Consider the following 17,717-nt stretch of genomic DNA (forward strand, 5'->3'; position numbering starts at 1 on the left):
GAAAACGGCAAACTCATGATCTTCGCACATTAGGCTGGCGTTGCGCTTATCTCTATCGACCTTAACCCGGTGATCATTCTGGCGGAAGGACAGGGTGCTTTCGCCGCCGATGCCGTTCTTGAAATCGGAACCGTCCATGGCCATTGACTACGAAAATCTGCTCAACTTCCCCATTCCAGAAGTGCGTCAGACGCTGACGCGCCGCGATACGGTCTTTTACGCGCTGTCGATCGGTTTCGGCTACGACCCGATGGACGAGCGTCAGCTCGATTTCGTCGATCATCATCGTAACCTGCAGGCCGTGCCCTCGATGGCGGCCGTGCTTTGTCATCCTGGTTTCTGGCTCCGCGACCCGCGCACCGGTGTCGATGCTGTTCGTCTGGTGCATGGCGAGCAGGAGATCGAAATTCATAAGCCGCTACCGGTGGAAGGCGTTCTTGTAGGTCGCACCCGTGTTACCGGCATCGTCGACAAGGGCGAAGGGAAGGGCGCGCTGCTCTATTCGGAGAAGCAGGTGCGCGACGAGGTCGGTTCCCTGATCGCCTCTGCGCGTGCGACCACCTTCCTGCGCGGCGACGGCGGCTTTGGCGGGCCATCGGGACCGATCAAGCCGCCCCATCCGGTGCCCGAGGGTACGCCGGATATCGTCATCGATCTGCCGACCCGGCCGGAGCAAGCGCTTTATTACCGGCTCAATGGCGATGACAATCCGCTGCATGCCGATCCCGCCGTGGCGGCGAAGGCCGGTTTCCCGCGCCCCATCCTGCATGGGCTTTGCACGCTCGGCGTTGTCACCCATGCCTTGTTGCGCGGACTGGCAGATTACCGCGCCGACAGGCTGCGCCGCCTTGGCTTGCGTTTTTCCGCGCCGGTTTTTCCGGGTGAAACGATCCGGACGGAAATCTGGCATAGCGGCGCTTTCAGGGCGCGGGTCGTCGAGCGGGATGTCATCGTCGTCAACAACGGGCTGGCCGAGCTAGGCGGCTGATGAGTTGGATCAGGAGAATAATGGGTATGGAACGCCGCGCTGGGGCGGGGGAGGACGCGAATCGTCAAGCATGAGGAATTCCTCGCCAGGCGTCCCGATTCGCCCCTCCCGCACCAAGGCCCTTCGGCAATTTGGGGTTGCGCGCCGCATTTTTACCGTATAACCCCGGGCTTGGGGTGATCGAGATTTTTGCGAATCCATTGACAAGCAAGTCGGATAGGACTGTCCGTGAGGGAGCCCCCGCGCCGTTGGGGCATCTCTTGATCGTCGACGATGATCCGGTTGTCCGGGAGATACTGAGTTCTTCGCTGTCAGAGCATGGCTATCAAGTGAAGGCATGCGAAGACGGCGAACAGATGAACGCATTGTTGCGTGAGTTTCCCGCCGATATCGTGCTTTTGGATATACGGTTACCCGGTACGGATGGCCTGGCTCTGACGCGTTATCTTCGGGCGCAATCGGATATTGGCATCATTCTAGTCACGCGTCTTGACGATGAGGTCGATCGTATCATCGGCCTGGAGATCGGCGCCGACGATTACATCGCCAAACCGTTCAATCTGCGAGAAGTGCGAGCGCGGGTAGGAGCGCTCATGCGCCGTATCAGTGCCGTCGGCCGCAGCGATATTTCGGAAACAATCCGATTCGGAGACTGGGCGCTCAACCTTGCCACGCAGCGTTTGCGGCGCATCGACGGCGAAGAGATACGCCTGACACCCGGTGAATATCAGGTGCTGGCATGCCTGGTGCAGCGGCCTCAGAAGCTGACCACGCGTGAGCATGTGATTGCCATGGGTTCCGTGTCCCTCTCCGAAGAAAGCCTCGACGTGCTGATTTCGCGTCTTCGTCGCAAGCTCGGCGACAACCACCGCAATCCACAACTCATCCAGACTGTGCATGGGCAGGGCTACGTCTTTGTGCCGGCGCCTTATTAGCATCGTAGTCTTCTTGCTGTTCTGCTGCAGTGGTGCCGCATCGGCCAGGCAGGAAGTGCTGCAACCCAACTCTTCAATAAACCTGCTGCGGCAGGCTGAAATATTCCATGGCGACGAAGCGAACCTGCCAGCAGCCATAGAGGCCGTTCGCGCCGCCGCCGGCGAACTCAAGTTGCCGCACGAGATGTACAGCGAGCGCTGGTTCGTATTGGATCTGCAAAATCCCCTCCACTCTGAGATGCGGAGGTGGATCCTGAGAATGGAGACAGATCCACTGTTTTTGCCAGTCTTCGCCGTTCTCAAAGATGGCGTCATCGAGCAAATCGAACGCCGCAACGATGCCGTCGCTATAGGAGTGACCAGTGGAGGCGCGCTGGGGCTCGAACAGCGGTTTCAATTCGTCGTTCCGCCGGGCGAGACCAGGACCATCGTGCTGCGCGTGGCGGCTGTCAGCTTCACGACATTGGCTGCCGACATCGTCGACTTGCCCAGTTATATCCAGTGGGCGTCAGTGAAGCATGTGATCGTGCTTTTTGCGCTGGCCATCATTCTGGCAATCGGCGTTTACAATTTGTCGCTCGGCATCGCGCTGCGCCGTGTGTCGCATATCTGGTACGCCCTGCATGCATTGTCGGGTTTTATCGCCTGGGCCCTTGTGTACGGCATTTTCGCCGATCTGTTTGGTTTCTCCGATCATGATCGTATTGCGTATAAGCTGGCCATTGCCGGCGTTGTGACTTTCAGTCCGCTCTTTGTCCGGTCACTTTTTGCACCCGACAGCATGCCCAAGGCGCTGGATCGTTTCCTGCTTGCCATCGTTACAATCCACGTCGCTTTCGCCTTAGCCACAATCCTGCTTTGGCCTTTCCCCGAATGGCAGCGCGCATGGGTGAGGGGGCCAGACTACGCCTATCTCGTCGCGATCGTGGGCAACGTGGCGATGCTGTGTGCTGGAATATGGGCGGCGTCGCGCCGTATCGTCGGCGCCGGATGGTTTCTGCTCGGATGGGTGCCTTATATGGCATCCACAACCTACGTCATTCCTAGCACGTTCGGCCTGTATCCATTTTCGGGCTCGATGATACTGATGATTCTGCTGGGTGCTACTTGGGAGTCTTTATTGCTGTCCCAGGCGCTCGGGGCGCGCCTTCGCGCCATGGACCGCGAACGAAGTGCCGCTGAAAGCCGGCGCGATGCGTTACAGACGTTCATAGCCTCGGTCAGTCATGACCTGCGCGCGCCGGTCCTTTCGATCATCGCCACCGTCAGTTCGGCACGGGGCCAGACCAGCGATATAACCTTGCTGCGGCTTCTAGATCTGATCAGCCGCTCTGCCACAACCATGCTGGGGCTGTTGTCCGACCTGCTCGATAAGCAGCGTTTGGCCACGGCCCGCTTTCAGCTGAATTCCGTACCTTTCGATCTTTTCAATGTCATCGAAGATTGCCTGTCCATGCTGCGTTATCGCGCAGAGGAAAAGGGGTTGAAACTGGAATGTGTGGTGGAAGGCGCCATTGAGGCCGGTGCCGCCGGCGATCCTTTGCGGTTGAAGCAGATTCTGACCAATCTGCTGGATAACGCCGTCAAGTTCTCCGATGCCGGCGTCGTCAGGCTTACGGTTTCGGCGACGGGAAACGGGCAGGAGCGTCATATCTGCTTCGAGGTTGCGGATACCGGACCGGGGATTCCCGTGCCTCAGCGCGAACAGATATTCGAGTCATTCTTCAAGGCGGATCCCGATAAGCCCGGCCCGATAAGCCCGGGGTGGGGCTTGGTCTGCCTATTGCTCGCCACTTGACCAGTTTGATGGGCGGGTCGCTCGTCGTGCAGGATAATTCGCCGCGAGGCACGCGTTTTACGGTGACCATCCCGCTCCCGGTGGCCAGCTTCGGCGTGACCGGGCGGCGCCACACGATCTGGCTTATCGACGACGATCCTGACCAACGCGAGCTCTGGCCCCAACTGCTGGCCGGTGAAGTTATCGGGGTAGAAGCGCTGTCGCCGCAGGCAGCGGCCGATCACACGCCGCTCGGAGAGATCGACGCGGTGCTGATGGACCTCTCGATCGATTACGAGTTGATGGTCACTGTGCTTCGTCGGCTGCGCAAAAGCCCGATCGCACGGCAGGTACCTGTAATAGCCTTCTCGGCAGATCCGGACCGCTCGAAGCCTGAAATTGGGATGCTCGGAATCCTACCCAGCCCGGGGAAGTCGATGTCGCCGGCCGAGGTGGCGGTATTGATACGCTCCGTTGCCTCAGCGCCGCTCTTGGTGGACAGGGCTCGCCAATTTGAGCTGTTCGATGAGTTGGGGGCGGAAGGTTTTTCCCGAACGGTTGAAAAGTTTCTCCTTCTAAGCCAGGAGATCGCCACAGCCCGGGATCTGGGCTTTGCCCCCGCCGGCCTGCTGCACCGGCTCTCAGGCAGTGCGGCCCTGGTCGGATTCCCGGAGATAGCGCGGGCCGCGCGTCGCTGTGAAAAGCTGGGGGATAGCCTGACCCGGGACGATTTGGATGCCCTCTGCCGTCTTTTCGACGAGAGTATCGAACAGTTTCCTGCCGCGCAGGTTGATCGAATCGGGAAGCCCTAGGTCAAGTCTGAACGCCCGCCAACGAAATCCGAACGGATCGTAACAAGGGCGTCAGTTCGATTGAATCCCGCAAGCCCCATTCGCTAACACCCATAAGCACTTGCTGCCAGAAGCGCTTGCTGATTGGGGGGGCATGATGGGGACGCGAAAATCACTGCTATTGGCTTCGACAGCCGTCGCGACATTCATTGCCGGAGCGGCGGGAGCTGGGGCGCAGCAGCCCACCGGAGGCAAGGTGTCCTACAACATGCTGCTGGGCCAGGCCGGCATGCTGTCTTTTGGCCATGCGCTGTATTTCGGCCTTGGCGCGTATTTCACGCTGCATGCCATCAACGCGGCTTCGGCGGGCCTCTTCTTCATACCGCTTAGCCTGATGCCGCTGGTCGGCGGCCTGGCCGGTGCCTTCTTCGGTCTGGTCTTTGGTTATGTCTCGACCCGGCGCGCAGGAACCACCTTTGCCATGATTTCGCTCGGTTTGGGTGAACTGGTGCATGCCGCTGCGCTGATGTTCAGCTTCTTTGGCGGCGAGGGCGGCATCAGCGGCGACCGCGTCTATGGTGAGCCGTTTTTCGGCATCACCTTCGGCCCCGGCATTCAGGTCTATTACCTGATCGCGGCTTGGTGCTTTGTCTGTATGCTGGCGATGTATGCCTTCACGCTGACGCCGCTTGGGCGGCTGGCCAATGCAGTGCGCGACAATCCCGAACGCGTGGAATTCATCGGTTTCAATCCGCGCAAGGTGCGCTGGATGGTGCTGATCGCGTCGGGCTTTTTCGCAGGCATCGCGGGTGGCCTGATGGCCATCAATCAGGAGATCGTCACGGCTGACTCCACCAACATGTGGCGCTCCGGCTCGGTGCTGCTGGCCACCTATATCGGCGGCACGGCCTTCTTCTACGGCCCGGTGCTGGGCGCGGTGGTCTTCACGCTGTTCTCGGTTGCCCTGGCCAAGGCCACGGCTGCCTGGCCGCTCTATCTCGGCATTTTCTTCATCGCCATCGTGATCCTGTCGCCCGGTGGCATTGCCGGGGCCGTCGCAGCCCATGCCCCGGTGCTGAAAAGCCGGCATCGCAGCGCGCTGCTGGCGCGCTACCTCCTGCTGCTCGTGCCGCTGGCGCTGCTGATTTTCGGTCTGGTTCTGCTGGTAGAGATGACCTACCGCCTGTCCGGCCATACGGTGAGCGCACAGAGCCTGTCTCTGCTCGGCCTTGATTTCGTGGCCGATGAACTCGGCTCCTGGGCCAAGGCGTTGGGAATCATACTGCTGGGCGGCGTATTGCTGCGCCCGCTGCTGCGCGGGGCGAAGGCAGTCTGGGAGGATATCCATCAGGAGCGGGCGGAAGCCAAGGGAGGGCAGCCATGACCGCATCCGTAGCCACGGCACCGGCGCTGGAACTGCGCAACCTGCGCAAGCAGTTCGGCCGGACCTCGATCATCAACGGCGTGGATCTGACGATCAAGGCGGGTGAGCGGCATGCGCTCATCGGGCCGAACGGGGCGGGCAAATCCACCCTGTTCAATCTGATCTCGGGCCGTTTCGCGCCCACCAGCGGCGATGTCCTGCTGCACGGCAAGAGCATTGCCGGCCGGCCGGCCTATGAAATCTGCCGCCTCGGGCTGTCGCGCAGCTTCCAGATCACCAACGTGTTCCCGAAGCTCAGCGTGTTCGAAAATCTGCGCTGCTCGCTGCTCTGGTCGTCTGGCCATCGCTATTCTTTCTGGGAACGCCTCTCCAGCCTGACCAGGCTGCGGGAGCGGACCGAGGCGATCCTTGAGGAAACCCAGTTGACCGCGCGCCGCGATACCCCGGCTGGTCTGCTGACCTATGCCGAGCAGCGGGCACTGGAAATCGGCATGACGATCGCCGGCGGCGCCAGCGTGATCCTGCTGGATGAGCCGACCGCCGGCATGAGCCATTATGAAACCGAGTATGTGGTGGAACTGATCCGGCGTATGACAGAGGGACGCACGCTGCTGATGGTGGAGCATGACATGAGCGTCGTGTTCGGCCTGGCCGACCGCATTTCCGTGCTGGTCTACGGCCAGGTGATTGCCACTGATACGCCGGAGGCGATCCGCGCCAATCCGGCCGTGCAGGAAGCCTATCTCGGCACCAGTGCCGAGGCAGCGTAAGGGATGGGCGAAACCATGACGGACCGCCTGCTGCAGGTGAATCAGCTGAACGCTTGGTATGGCAAGAGCCATGTCTTGCGTGGCGTGGAGATAGAAATCATGCCGGGCGAGATCGTCGCTCTGCTGGGCCGCAACGGAGTAGGGCGCTCGACGCTGGCCAAGGCCATCATGGGCATGGTCGATGTGCAGGGCTCGATCCGCTTCAAGGGGCGCGAACTGGTCGGCGAGCGGACCTATCGCATCGCCAAGCTCGGCATCGGCTATGTGCCGGAAAGCCGCGACGTGTTTCCGTCGCTGAGCGTTGCCCAGAATCTGGTACTGGGTGTGAAGCCGCCGCAAAAAAGCCAGTCTGCCTGGACCATCGAAGACATGTACGCCATGTTCCCGCGCCTGCAGGAACGCAAGGATACTCCCGCCGGTTCACTCTCCGGCGGCGAGCAGCAGATGCTGACGCTCTGCCGCACGCTGATGGGCAATCCGGATCTGATCCTGATCGACGAGCCGACCGAGGGCCTCGCGCCGAAGATCGTGGCGCAGGTCGGAGAGTTCCTGCAGCGCATCAAGGAACGCGGCGTGTCGGTCCTGCTGATCGAGCAGAAGCTTTCGATTGCGCTGGATATCTGTACCCGGCTCTACGTGATGGGGCATGGCCAGGTGGTGTTCGAGGGCACGCCGGAAGACCTGCGCCAGGCCAGCTCCGTGCGCGAGGAATGGCTTCAGGTCTGACGCCTGCCGGCGCCTTCAGGCCCGGTCGTGAAAACTGGGGAAATGGTGGGCGGTGAGAGGGTCGAACTCCCGACATCCTCGGTGTAAACGAGGCGCTCTACCACTGAGCTAACCGCCCGGCCGGAACCGTGGCCGCCATATAGCAGAGACCGACCGCCCCGCCAATCCCTGGGGGAGGGCAGAAAATCCCGTCCTGCGCGAAGAAGGGGTTGGTTATCCGAGGATATGCAGCCGCGGCGTGATTGCCTGGTCGCTGAGGTCCAGGCTGGCCAGGGCGATCGGCAGGGAAAAGCGCCGCGGCCCGGCGCTGCCGGGATTAAGGTACAGAACGCCATCCACCGTATCGGCTTTCGGCTTATGCGAATGACCTGACACCACGACGTCTATCCCCTCCATGGCAGGATCGACATCGAGCTCCTTGAGATTATGGAGCACGTAAATCTTCCGCCCGGCCAAAGTCACCGTCGCGCGGTCTGGGTAGTGCCGGGCCCAGTCGCCGATATCCACATTGCCCCTGACCGCCGTCACCGGCGCGATCTCCTGCAACGCCTGAATGACGGCGGGATCGCCGATATCGCCGGCATGAACGATATGCTCAGCCTCGGATAGGCGCTGGATCGCCTCGGGGCGCAGCAGCCCGTGGGTATCGGATATGATGCCGATCTTCATCCGCCAGATAATGGCATATTACAGAAGCAGGTCTATCTCCGCCGCTTCGCTGCGGGCCTGTGAGGCCGCTGGCGGATCATCGGTTCGCCTCGGCCGCAAGGCCTCGTCCTCGATGCGGATGCGGTGCCGCAGCAGCAATGCATTGAACAGCGACCAGACCAAAGCTACTGGCCAAGCCCCGAAGGCCAGCGGCAACACAGCAATCTCACCCGCCACGATCCAGTAATTCGGATGGCGCAGAAAGCGGAATGGGCCATGCCGCACCAGCGGCGCGTCATCCAGCGTAATGACCCGGGTGGTCCAGTAGGGGCCGAGGGTCGTGATCACCCAAAGACGCAGGATCTGCAAGACGGCGAAAACGCCGATCAAAAGCCAGTTCGGTTCGGTGTCCAATGGCACGGTGGTGGCGATCGCCAGCAGCCAGGAGGCATGCAGCAGGATGAAAAGCGGGTAATGCCTGGCGTTGGTTTCGCGGCCGCCGCGCGCAAGCAATCGCCGTGTATTGCGTTGCGCCCAGACAAGTTCCGCCAGGCGCTGCAGTACCACGAAGCCTAAGATCCAGATCAGCGGTGTCATGGAATATCCAGAAGCAGCATGGCGGCGGTAAAGCCTGGTCCCAGCGAGGTTAGCAATTGCACGCCTTTATCCTTAGCCTCCAGCGCGGCCTTGAGAACGAACAGCACGGTTACGGATGACATGTTGCCATGGGCGCGCAAAACAGCGCGGGAATGCACCATCGCGCCTGGGGCGAGGCCGAAACTCTCCTCCAGAGCATCGATCACTTTCGCGCCGCCTGGATGGCAGATGAAGCCGTCGATATCCTCCAGAGACGCGTCATGGGAAGCAAGGAAGGCATCGACAATCGGCCGCAAATCGCGCCGCACAAGGTCCGGTATACTGCCCGAGAAGACGACCTTCAGTCCATCGTCGGTGACATCCCAGCCCATCACATCGAGGCTGCCCGGCCAGGTATGTTCGCCACTCGGGCCGATGCAGGGCTTTGCCGGCACGGCCTTCTTCTGTCCGTATTCATTGCGGCAACTGACAATGGCGGCAGCCGCGCCATCGCCGAAAAGCGCTGTGGCGATGATGTTGCTTTTCGAGCGATCCTGATTGCGAAACGTCAGGCCGCAAAGCTCGACCACCAGCAGAAGCACATGGCTGTCCGGTTCTGCGCGGGCCATCGCTGCCGCCCGCGCCAGGCCAAGCACGCCGCCGGCGCAGCCCAGGCCGAAGATTGGCAGGCGCGTGACATCTCTTCGGAAAGGCAGATGCTGCATCACCAGGGCATCCAGGCTCGGCGTCGCGATGCCGGATGAGCATACGGTGATCAGCGTATCGATATCCTCCGCCTGCAATCCGGCATCATCCAGCGCACGCTGCGTAGCTTCCGTCAGCAGTGCTGTGGCGCTTTCCAGAAACAGCCGGTTGCGTTCGCCGAAGCCATGCGGCTGGACATACCAGTCCAGCGGCACGCAAGAATGCCGGGTTTCGATTTCGGCATGCTGATAGATCGGCGTCAGGCGGCTGAAGTCGCTGATGGCGTCCGCGAACACCTCGCCGGCGCGCTGCGCCACCTCATTCTGCTGCAAAATATGCGGCGGTACCGCCGTTTGCAGTGAGATGAGACGCGGCGCGAGATTCTGGACGCGGTCGAACAGCATGGGCCAGCCTGCAAGAAGAGGAACGGCCACATAACGCGCGAACCGGTCTGGGGTTCAATTCCAGGACGAATAAGCTGCGCGCAGAAAGCGGGAGATCAGAATTTTGTAAGCGGGGAGGAGGGTTATCTGAGGCGCCGGAAATGCCGGCGCATCTGATCGCGCGGTGCTATTCCGCCGCCTGAAGCGTGGGATAGTCGGTATAGCCTTCGGCGCCGCCGCCATAGAAGGTGGAACGGTCAGGCGGTGTCAGCGGCGCGCGGCGGCGCAGGCGTTCGACCAGATCGGGATTGCTGATGAAGGGGCGCCCGAAGGCGATCAGATCGGCGCGGCCGTTTTTCACCGCTTCTTCAGCCAGTTCCGGTGTATAGCCGTTATTGACGATCCAGGTATTGCGGAACCGGCTGTGCAAGGCGCCGTAATCGAAGCCGGCCCCGAAATTCCGGTCGCCACCCGTCTGGCCTTCAATGATATGGATGTAGACGAGATTGAGGCGGTCCAGCTGTTCGACCACATAGTTGAACAGAGGCTGCGGATTGCTGTCATGGGCATCGTTGGCGGGTGTCACTGGCGAGAGGCGGATACCGGTCCGCTCCGGGCCGATCTCGCTGCTGATCGCTTCCATCACCTCAAGCATCAGCCGCGTGCGATTCTCAATGCGCCCGCCATATTCGTCCATGCGCTTGTTACTGCCGTCGCGCAGGAACTGATCCAGCAGATAGCCGTTCGCGCCATGGGCTTCGACGCCGTCAAAGCCTGCGGCAATCGCATTCGCCGCGCCGCGGCGATAGGCTTCGATGATTCCCGGTATTTCATGCAGCTCCAGGGCGCGGGGCTCGGACACATCCTTGAATTCGCCGCCGACGAAGGTCTTGGTCTTGGCGCGGATAGGGGAGGGGGCGACCGGCGCCTTGCCGCCCGGCTGCAGGCTGCTATGCGAAACGCGGCCGACATGCCAGAGCTGGAGGAAAATGCGCCCGCCGCGGGCATGCACCGCATCGGTCACCTGCTTCCAGCCGGCGATCTGCTCGTCGCTATGGATGCCCGGCGTGGATTCGTAGCCCTGGCCTTCCGGGCAGACCTGCGTCGCCTCGGCAACGATCAGGCCCGCGCTGGCCCGCTGGCTGTAATACTCCGCCATCAGTGCAGTAGGGACATTGCCCTTGCCCGCGCGGTTGCGGGTCAGCGGCGCCATGACGACGCGGTTGGGCAGGGTAAGGGGACCGAGCTTATAGGGCTCGAAGAGTGTCGCCATGGCAGGATCCATCCGTTGCGAGACCTAGGATACTCAAGCAAAGAAATAGCGGACAGCCGAAAAAGCAAGACTCGATGGCTGTTTCGATTGGCAGCGCAACATCGTCGCTGCGATCCTCGCTTATGCCGCAGCGTGCTTGGGCGCCGGATTGGCTGCGGGCGCATTTCCTGCCAGATAGGCATCGAAGCTGGCGCAGACCTGGCGCACCAGCGCGCGGCCATCCTCCGGCACGGTTATGCGATATCCGTCGCGCAGCACCACGTCATGCCGCATCAGGGTTTCGAGCTTGGCGAGATCGGCATCGAACATTTCAACCGGCATGCCGTGCGCCGCAGCCATGGCAGCGAGATCGACTTCCAGATGGCACATAAGCTGCTCGATCACCGCACGGCGCAGGCGGTCTTCGTTGCTCACGCGGCGCATCCGGGCGACCGGCAGACGGTGCTCCACGATGGCCTGGCGCCAGGCGGCGACGGCCGGAATGTTTTGCGCATAGCCTTCGGGGAAGGTGCTGATCGCCGAGGGGCCAAGACCCAGCAACACTTCGCCGCTCTGGGTCGTATAGCCCTGGAAGTTGCGATGCAGCGACTGGTTCGCGGCACGCTGTGCTAGGCTGTCCTCGGGATGCGCGAAATGATCCAGTCCGATCCGCCGGTAACCTGCCGCAACCAGAACGTCCGCGGCCGCGGCTTCCTGTTCCAGGCGCTCTGCCGTGCCGGGCAGCCGCTCGGCATCGATGCGGGCCTGATGCGCTTTCATCCAGGGAACATGCGCATAGCCGAACAGCGCCAGTCGATCCGGATGCAGCGTCAGGCAGCGCTCTGCGGTCTCCACCACATTCGCCACTGTCTGGTAGGGCAGGCCATAAAGCAGATCGAAGTTGATCGCATTTACGCCGGCAGATCTGAGGGCTTCCACGCTGCGCGCCACGTCCTCGAATGGCTGCACGCGGTTGACGGCTTTCTGGACCTGCGGATCCAGGCTTTGCACGCCGAGGCTGACCCGGTTGAAGCCCATCGCCGCGAGGTCGTTGGCCAGTGGACGGTCGCAATGGCGCGGATCGATCTCGATGGCAATCTCCGCATCCGGCAACATCTTGAAGCGGCGGAAGAGCGGCTCGACGATCCGCTTCAGACCAGCCCCGCCGATGATCGTCGGCGTGCCGCCGCCAAAATGCAGTCCGCTCAGCCGCGCATCCTGCGGCAGGTGGGTGCCGACCAGCTCGATCTCCTGCAGCAGATGCTGCAGGAAACGCTCCAGCATCTCGTCATTTTTGGTGATCTGGGTGTGGCAGCCGCAGTACCAGCACATCTGGCGGCAGAAGGGCACATGCACATACAGCACGAAAGCGGTGCCTTCCGGCTGCGCCTCCAGCCAGGTCTTCCACTCGCCATCTTCTGCCACGGCGCGGAAATGCGGCGCCGTCGGGTAGGAGGTGTAGCGCGGCACCGGTCCTATCGCCTGGACAAGTTGCGCCAGTTCCGCCGTGCGGGACACGCGCGAGGGGGCCAATGGGGCAAAGGAGGAGGCGGGGCTGATAGACTCGGTCATGCAGCCACCAAAGCATGGCCGGCAGGGCCCTTTCCTTGATGTGGCTCAATAAAGGCCGGTTATCCCGATCCCGAAGCATCCTATTGTTCTGGCTGCAATTTTATGACTTCACCGGCCTGTGATCCCGGTCACATCAGGGGGGGGGCGTATGTGCCATAAACGATCCCGTCAGCGTCGAGGGACGATCCCTCGTGTTCCCCAACTAAGAACCCCGGAGACTAGTGCTCCGGGGTTTTTCTTTAGCGGGCCGCGCCTCACAAAATACGGGCGGCATCTTTGCCGCCCGCCAATCAGGTCCAAGCTGGCGCAGGGATCAGCCGAAGGTGTCTGCGATGATCCCGGCATACCAGCCGGCGGTATGCTCGGCTTCCGACTTGCGGAATGCGGCATCGGCCCTCACCGGCGAAACGCCGCCGGAATTGGGCACTTCCGCCACGCCCTGCGGACCCGGCCGGTAGGTGCCGGTGACCGAGATGCCGTATTCGGGTGTCACCAGGCTGTAGCAGGTGTTGTGATATACCGCTGCAGGAGCCTGCGTGCCGCGCAGCGACGACACCACGTTGGCCGCCACCACCTTGGCCTGGCTGTTCGCCGCCGTGCCCGATTTCGGCATTGCGCCGGCAATCGAGGCATCGCCCAGCACGTAAACATGCGCAGCCTTTCGCGATGCGAAACTGGCCGGATCGATGGCGCACCAACCATTCGCTTCCGCCAGCCCGGCATCGAGGGCGATTTTGCCGGCCGTCTGTGGCGGGATGATGTTGATCACGTCGCCCTTCTCGGTGCCGAAGCCGGTCTTTATCGTCATCGACTTCGGATCGACGCTCTCCACCTTGCCGCCATCCTTGCCGGCGATCCAGGTGATCATGCCCGGATACTGGCTTTCCCAGGCGCCCATGAACAGGCCCTGCTTGGAGAAGGCATCCTTGGCGTCGAGGATCAGGATCTTTGACCTGGGCTTATGGGTCTTGAGATACCAGGCGATCATGCTCACCCGCTCGTAGGGTCCGGGCGGGCAGCGGAAGGGGTTGGCGGGCGGCGCGACGATCACCGTGCCGCCATCGCGCATCGCTTCCAGCTGCTTTTTCAGCAGCAGCGTCTGCGGACCGGCCTTCCAGGCATGCGGCATCACCGTATTGGCGGCCTGTTCGTTCCAGCCCGGCACGCCGTCGTATTTCAGTTCGATGCCCGGCGCGACCACCAGCCGGTCGTAGTTGAGCTGCGTGCCGTCCTTCAGCCGCACGCGGCGCGCATTGGTATCCACCGCCGTTGCTTCGCCGTGCACCAGCTTGACGCCATAGCGCTGCTGCAACGGATCGCGGCGATGCGTGATGTCCTCGATAGTGCGGATGCCACCCAGCACATAGTTGGAGAAGGGGCAGGTGACATAGGCCGGGTCGCGCTCGATCAGCGTGACCTCAATCCCGGGATCAAACAGCTTGATGTAACGCGCGGCCGTCGCACCGCCGAAACCGCCTCCGATCACCAAGACGCGGCCGCCATTCTGGGCCCGGGCGATATGCGGCATGCCGATGACGGCGGCCGCTGCGCCGGTTGCGGCCAGGATATGTCGGCGGGTGAAAGTCTGCTTTGCCATGGTTCGTGCCCCCGGTCAGTTCTTGGACAGGTACTCGGCGAGTGCCTTGAGCTGCTCATCCGAATAGCCGCGGGCGATGCGGCCCATGATCGTGTACGGGCGCTTGTCCGTCTTGAACTCGGTCAGAGCGGTGAAGAGCGTTGTCGCATCGACGCCATGAATCGGTGGCATGGTCGGAGAGACATAGGACGCGCTGCCATGACAGACATTGCAGGTCTGTGCGGCCAAGGCGGTATCGCTGATGTTGCGCTGTTGCGCGAAGACCGGGGCTGCCGCGAGAAGGGCAGCCGAGACGGCAACGAGATAGGGCAGACGACGCATTCTTACCTCCCTGCGATTCTGCAGGGCCGGAGCCTAGGTTGCTGCCGTTATTTACGCAAGATTAATTGTTGATATTTATATATTACAGCATAAACTTGTTTATTCTGTGACCTTACTCTCGCGGCCTGCCAGGATGATGGCGCCGACGATCAGGGCCGCCCCTAGCAGGGTACGCCAGTCCAGACTCTCGCCATAGGCGATGACGCCCACGGCCAGTGCGGTCACCAGTTCGCTGGCCCCGGCAATCGCCGTGCGCTCGGCGCCGGCAATCGGCGCGCCCAGCAGCAGCAGTCCCAGCGCGCCCACCGTGCTGATCACCGCCAGGGCGGCGCTGGCGCCCCAGGCCAGGGCAGAGGCGGGCGCCTCTATGCCGCCATCGACGGCGATGCCGAGGATCAGCATGGCGATCAGCCCGCCCAGGAATACGCCACCCAGCCGGACCGGGATGGCCACCCGGCTCAGCCGCTTGGCAGCGATATGCATGAACAGCGCGTAGGCCAGCGGCGGAATGAAGGCCATGCCGATGCTGACGAGGTCGGCGCCATTGCCAAAACCGGTAGGCGACAGAATGAGGATGGCGGCAATCAGCACCAGCGCTGCAGCGACGGCATTCGCCACTGTCAGCCTTTCGCCGAAAGCTAGCCAGCCGATCAGGATGGTGAACAGCGGATAGGTGAACAGGATCAGCACCGTCAGCGCCACGGTGAGCTGCTTCAGTGCCAGGAAATAGAAGAACATCGTGCCCATGTATCCCGCGCCTGCAGTGACCGCGACGGCCATGTCGCGCGGCGCGGCGAGGAAGCGCCGGATGAAAGGCAGCAGGCAGAGGCAGGCGAGGGCAAAGCGCCAGACGAGCAACGATAGCGGCGTCAGGCCCTCGTCATAGGCGGTGCGTGCGAACAGCGGCATCAGGCCGAAGCCGACGGCCCCGAGCGTGACCAGAGCCATGCCAAGCAGGGGAGAGCGATAAGACATGCAGACCTTCGTCGTCCTCGGGTTTGTCCCAAGGCGCTTATTGGTGTTGGTTCGCGACAGTGGAAAAACGAAACGCCCGGGTCAAGCCCGGGCGCGCCGCTACTTCTTGATCCCGCAATATTCGCGGGCGGAGATCCATTCGCCGTGGCGCTGGCAGGAAGCCTCGGCCAAAGCGACGAAGACTTCCATGATGTCTTCCGGCTTGGGCAGCGTATTCGGATCTTCGCCGGGGAAGGCATCGGCGCGCATCTTCGATTGCGTGCCGCCGGGATTGACGAGGTTCACCCGGATGTTGCTCTGTGCCACTTCCTTGGCATAGGTCAGCACCAGGTTGTCCAGCGCGGCTTTCGAAGCCGCGTAGGCGCCCCAGTAGGCGCGCGCATCTCGGGCGACGGACGAGGTCACGAAGATCGCGCGGCCGGCAGGCGAGACATTGAGCAAAGGATGCACGGCGCGCAGCAGGCGCTGATTGGCATGCACATTGACCTTGAACACCTTCTCCCACATATCCGGCGGATACTGGTGCATCGGCGTCATGCGGCCCAGGATGCCGGCATTGCCGACCAGGATGTCGAGGCGGCCGAAACGCTCCAGCAGCGGCGCGGCCAGACCGTCGATCATCTCGGTTTTTTCCAGATCAAGCGGCACCAAAGTGGCGGTGCCGCCGGCGGCCTTGATCTCGTCATCGAGTTCTTCCAAAGCACCGACGGTGCGGGCCACGCAGATCACATGGGCGCCTTCCGCCGCATAGCGCCGCGCAATCGCCGCACCAATACCTCTGCTGGCGCCGGTGATCAGCGCGATCCGGTCTTTCAATCGCATCGTTTCTTGTCTCAGCTATATTCGGCGAGGAGGGTCAGCTGCCTCGGGCCGCGCGCGGGCTTGGCGATCTCGTCGGTCAGGCCGATGGGATAATCGCCCGAGAAGCAGGCGTCGCAGAAGGCCGGCTTGGCGGCGTCGCGGGCCGGGCGGCCCATGGCGCGGTAGAGGCCATCCATCGACAGGAAGGCAAGGCTGTCTGCCTTGATGAACTTGGCCATCTCTTCGACCGTGTGGGTCGCGGCCAGCAGCTTCGAGCGCTCCGGCGTATCCACGCCATAGAAGCAGCTATGGGTGGTCGGCGGAGAAGCGATGCGCATATGCACTTCGCGCGCGCCGGCATCGCGCACCATTTCGACAATCTTGGTCGAGGTGGTGCCGCGCACGATGGAATCGTCCACCAGCACGACCCGCTTGCCCTCGATATAGGCGCGGTTGGCGTTGTGCTTCAGCTTCACGCCGAGATGGCGGATCTGGTCGGTCGGCTCGATGAAGGTGCGGCCGACATAATGGTTGCGGATAATGCCGAGTTCGAAGGGAATGCCGCTCTCGGCGGCATAGCCGATGGCCGCCGGCACGCCGCTATCGGGAACCGGGATCACCACATCGGCTTCGATCGGGTTTTCGCGGGCAAGCTCGGCGCCGATGCGCTTGCGCGCCTCATAGACGCTCATGCCTTCGACCCGCGAGTCCGGACGGGCGAAATAGATGTATTCGAAGATGCAGAAACGGCGCTGCACAGGCGGGAAGGGGCGATGCGAATGGATACCGTCGGCATCGATCACCACGAGCTCGCCCGGCTCGATGTCGCGCACGAATTCGGCACCAAGAATGTCCAGAGCGCAGGTCTCTGATGCCAGTATCGGCGCGCCCTTGAGGTTGCCGAGCACCAGCGGACGGACGCCCCAGGGATCGCGCACGCCGATCAGCTTCTTCGGCGTCAGCAGCACCAAGGCGTAGGCACCCTCGACCTGCTTCAGCGCGTCGATGATGCGGTCCACGACCGTCGCCTTGCGGCTCAGCGCGATAAGATGAGTGATCACTTCCGTGTCCATCGTGGACTGGAAGATGCTGCCCTGCGCGACCAGTTGATCGCGGATCTGGCGGGCATTGGTCAGGTTGCCGTTATGCGCCAGCGCAATGCCGCCCAGTTCCAGATCGGCATAGATCGGCTGCACGTTGCGCAGCAGCGTGCCGCCCGAGGTGGAGTAGCGCACATGCCCGATGGCGCTGTCGCCGGGCAGGCCGCGGATTACCTTCTCGGATGAGAAATTCTGCGCCACATGGCCCAGTGCGCGATGGCTGTTGAAGCGGCCCTCATGGAAGGTGACGACACCGGCCGCCTCCTGTCCGCGATGCTGGAGGGCATGCAGGCCAAGCACGGTATTCGCGGCTGCATCGGGAGTGCCGAAGATGCCGAAAATGCCGCATTCCTCGTGCAGCTTGTCGTCGTCGAATGGATTCGTTTGCATCTCTGGCGGCTCCGGCGCCCGACGGG

At 62.3% G+C, this 17,717-nt stretch carries 17 protein-coding genes and 1 tRNA gene; 7 read left to right on the plus strand and 11 right to left on the minus strand.

The genetic code is table 11. The annotated features are described in order from the left end of the window. Positions 1-136: 136 nt before the first annotated feature. The 7 genes from Q0603_RS01570 (at position 137) to Q0603_RS01600 (ending at position 7,371) form a co-directional block, all read left to right on the plus strand. The gene (locus Q0603_RS01570) at positions 137-988 is read left to right on the plus strand and encodes a MaoC/PaaZ C-terminal domain-containing protein (RefSeq protein WP_298721026.1); all 852 of its coding nucleotides are present in this window, start codon (positions 137-139) and stop codon (positions 986-988) included. 260 nt (positions 989-1,248) lie between these two features. Then, complete coding sequence (locus tag Q0603_RS01575; RefSeq protein WP_298721029.1) at positions 1,249-1,923, plus strand: response regulator; 675 nt, start codon at positions 1,249-1,251, stop codon at positions 1,921-1,923. A 55-nt stretch (positions 1,924-1,978) separates the two neighbouring features. Beyond that, on the plus strand, positions 1,979-3,721 hold the full coding sequence (locus tag Q0603_RS01580) for a sensor histidine kinase (protein ID WP_298721033.1): 1,743 nt from the start codon (positions 1,979-1,981) through the stop codon (positions 3,719-3,721). Beyond that, a complete protein-coding gene (locus Q0603_RS01585) occupies positions 3,718-4,512 on the plus strand; it encodes an Hpt domain-containing protein (protein ID WP_298721036.1) in 795 nt (264 codons plus the stop codon). The genes Q0603_RS01580 and Q0603_RS01585 overlap by 4 nt, the downstream gene beginning before the upstream one ends. 235 nt (positions 4,513-4,747) lie before the next feature. Continuing rightward, on the plus strand, positions 4,748-5,875 hold the full coding sequence (locus Q0603_RS01590; protein ID WP_298721038.1) for a branched-chain amino acid ABC transporter permease: 1,128 nt from the start codon (positions 4,748-4,750) through the stop codon (positions 5,873-5,875). Then, a complete protein-coding gene (locus Q0603_RS01595) occupies positions 5,872-6,645 on the plus strand; it encodes an ABC transporter ATP-binding protein (protein ID WP_298721041.1) in 774 nt (257 codons plus the stop codon). The genes Q0603_RS01590 and Q0603_RS01595 overlap by 4 nt, the downstream gene beginning before the upstream one ends. Positions 6,646-6,660: 15 nt before the next feature. Further along, complete coding sequence (locus Q0603_RS01600; protein WP_298721044.1) at positions 6,661-7,371, plus strand: ABC transporter ATP-binding protein; 711 nt, start codon at positions 6,661-6,663, stop codon at positions 7,369-7,371. Positions 7,372-7,414: 43 nt separating this feature from the next. Here Q0603_RS01600 and Q0603_RS01605 read toward each other — a convergent pair. From Q0603_RS01605 to purF, 11 genes are all read right to left on the minus strand, one after another. Further along, positions 7,415-7,489, minus strand: a tRNA-Val gene (locus Q0603_RS01605). Between the two features lie 95 nt (positions 7,490-7,584). Further along, positions 7,585-8,040, minus strand: coding sequence for a metallophosphoesterase family protein (locus Q0603_RS01610; protein WP_298721047.1), 456 nt, complete (start codon positions 8,038-8,040; stop codon positions 7,585-7,587). A gap of 18 nt (positions 8,041-8,058) precedes the next feature. Next, positions 8,059-8,616, minus strand: coding sequence for an isoprenylcysteine carboxylmethyltransferase family protein (locus Q0603_RS01615; protein ID WP_298721050.1), 558 nt, complete (start codon positions 8,614-8,616; stop codon positions 8,059-8,061). Then, complete coding sequence (locus Q0603_RS01620; RefSeq protein WP_298721052.1) at positions 8,613-9,704, minus strand: 3-oxoacyl-[acyl-carrier-protein] synthase III C-terminal domain-containing protein; 1,092 nt, start codon at positions 9,702-9,704, stop codon at positions 8,613-8,615. Before Q0603_RS01620 ends, Q0603_RS01615 begins: the two co-directional genes overlap by 4 nt. Before the next feature lie 166 nt (positions 9,705-9,870). After that, positions 9,871-10,956 (minus strand): alkene reductase, encoded by a 1,086-nt coding sequence (locus Q0603_RS01625; protein ID WP_298721056.1) that lies wholly within the window; start codon positions 10,954-10,956, stop codon positions 9,871-9,873. A gap of 120 nt (positions 10,957-11,076) precedes the next feature. Beyond that, positions 11,077-12,507, minus strand: coding sequence for an oxygen-independent coproporphyrinogen III oxidase (hemN, locus tag Q0603_RS01630; protein ID WP_298721059.1), 1,431 nt, complete (start codon positions 12,505-12,507; stop codon positions 11,077-11,079). A 313-nt stretch (positions 12,508-12,820) separates the two neighbouring features. After that, entirely contained in the window at positions 12,821-14,104 is a 1,284-nt protein-coding gene (locus Q0603_RS01635) for an NAD(P)/FAD-dependent oxidoreductase (RefSeq protein WP_298721061.1), read from the minus strand. A 15-nt stretch (positions 14,105-14,119) separates the two neighbouring features. Then, positions 14,120-14,425, minus strand: coding sequence for a sulfide dehydrogenase (locus Q0603_RS01640; RefSeq protein ID WP_298721064.1), 306 nt, complete (start codon positions 14,423-14,425; stop codon positions 14,120-14,122). 99 nt (positions 14,426-14,524) lie between these two features. Further along, positions 14,525-15,400: a DMT family transporter gene (locus tag Q0603_RS01645; protein WP_298721067.1), complete on the minus strand. Its 876-nt coding sequence runs from the start codon at positions 15,398-15,400 to the stop codon at positions 14,525-14,527. Between the two features lie 99 nt (positions 15,401-15,499). Then, on the minus strand, positions 15,500-16,222 hold the full coding sequence (locus tag Q0603_RS01650) for an SDR family NAD(P)-dependent oxidoreductase (RefSeq protein WP_298721070.1): 723 nt from the start codon (positions 16,220-16,222) through the stop codon (positions 15,500-15,502). 11 nt (positions 16,223-16,233) lie between these two features. Beyond that, a complete protein-coding gene (gene purF, locus Q0603_RS01655) occupies positions 16,234-17,691 on the minus strand; it encodes an amidophosphoribosyltransferase (RefSeq protein ID WP_298721073.1) in 1,458 nt (485 codons plus the stop codon). Positions 17,692-17,717 lie beyond the last annotated feature (26 nt).

Origin of the sequence: uncultured Ferrovibrio sp. (assembly GCF_937960835.1) — a bacterium.
Taxonomy (GTDB): Bacteria; Pseudomonadota; Alphaproteobacteria; order Ferrovibrionales; family Ferrovibrionaceae; genus Ferrovibrio.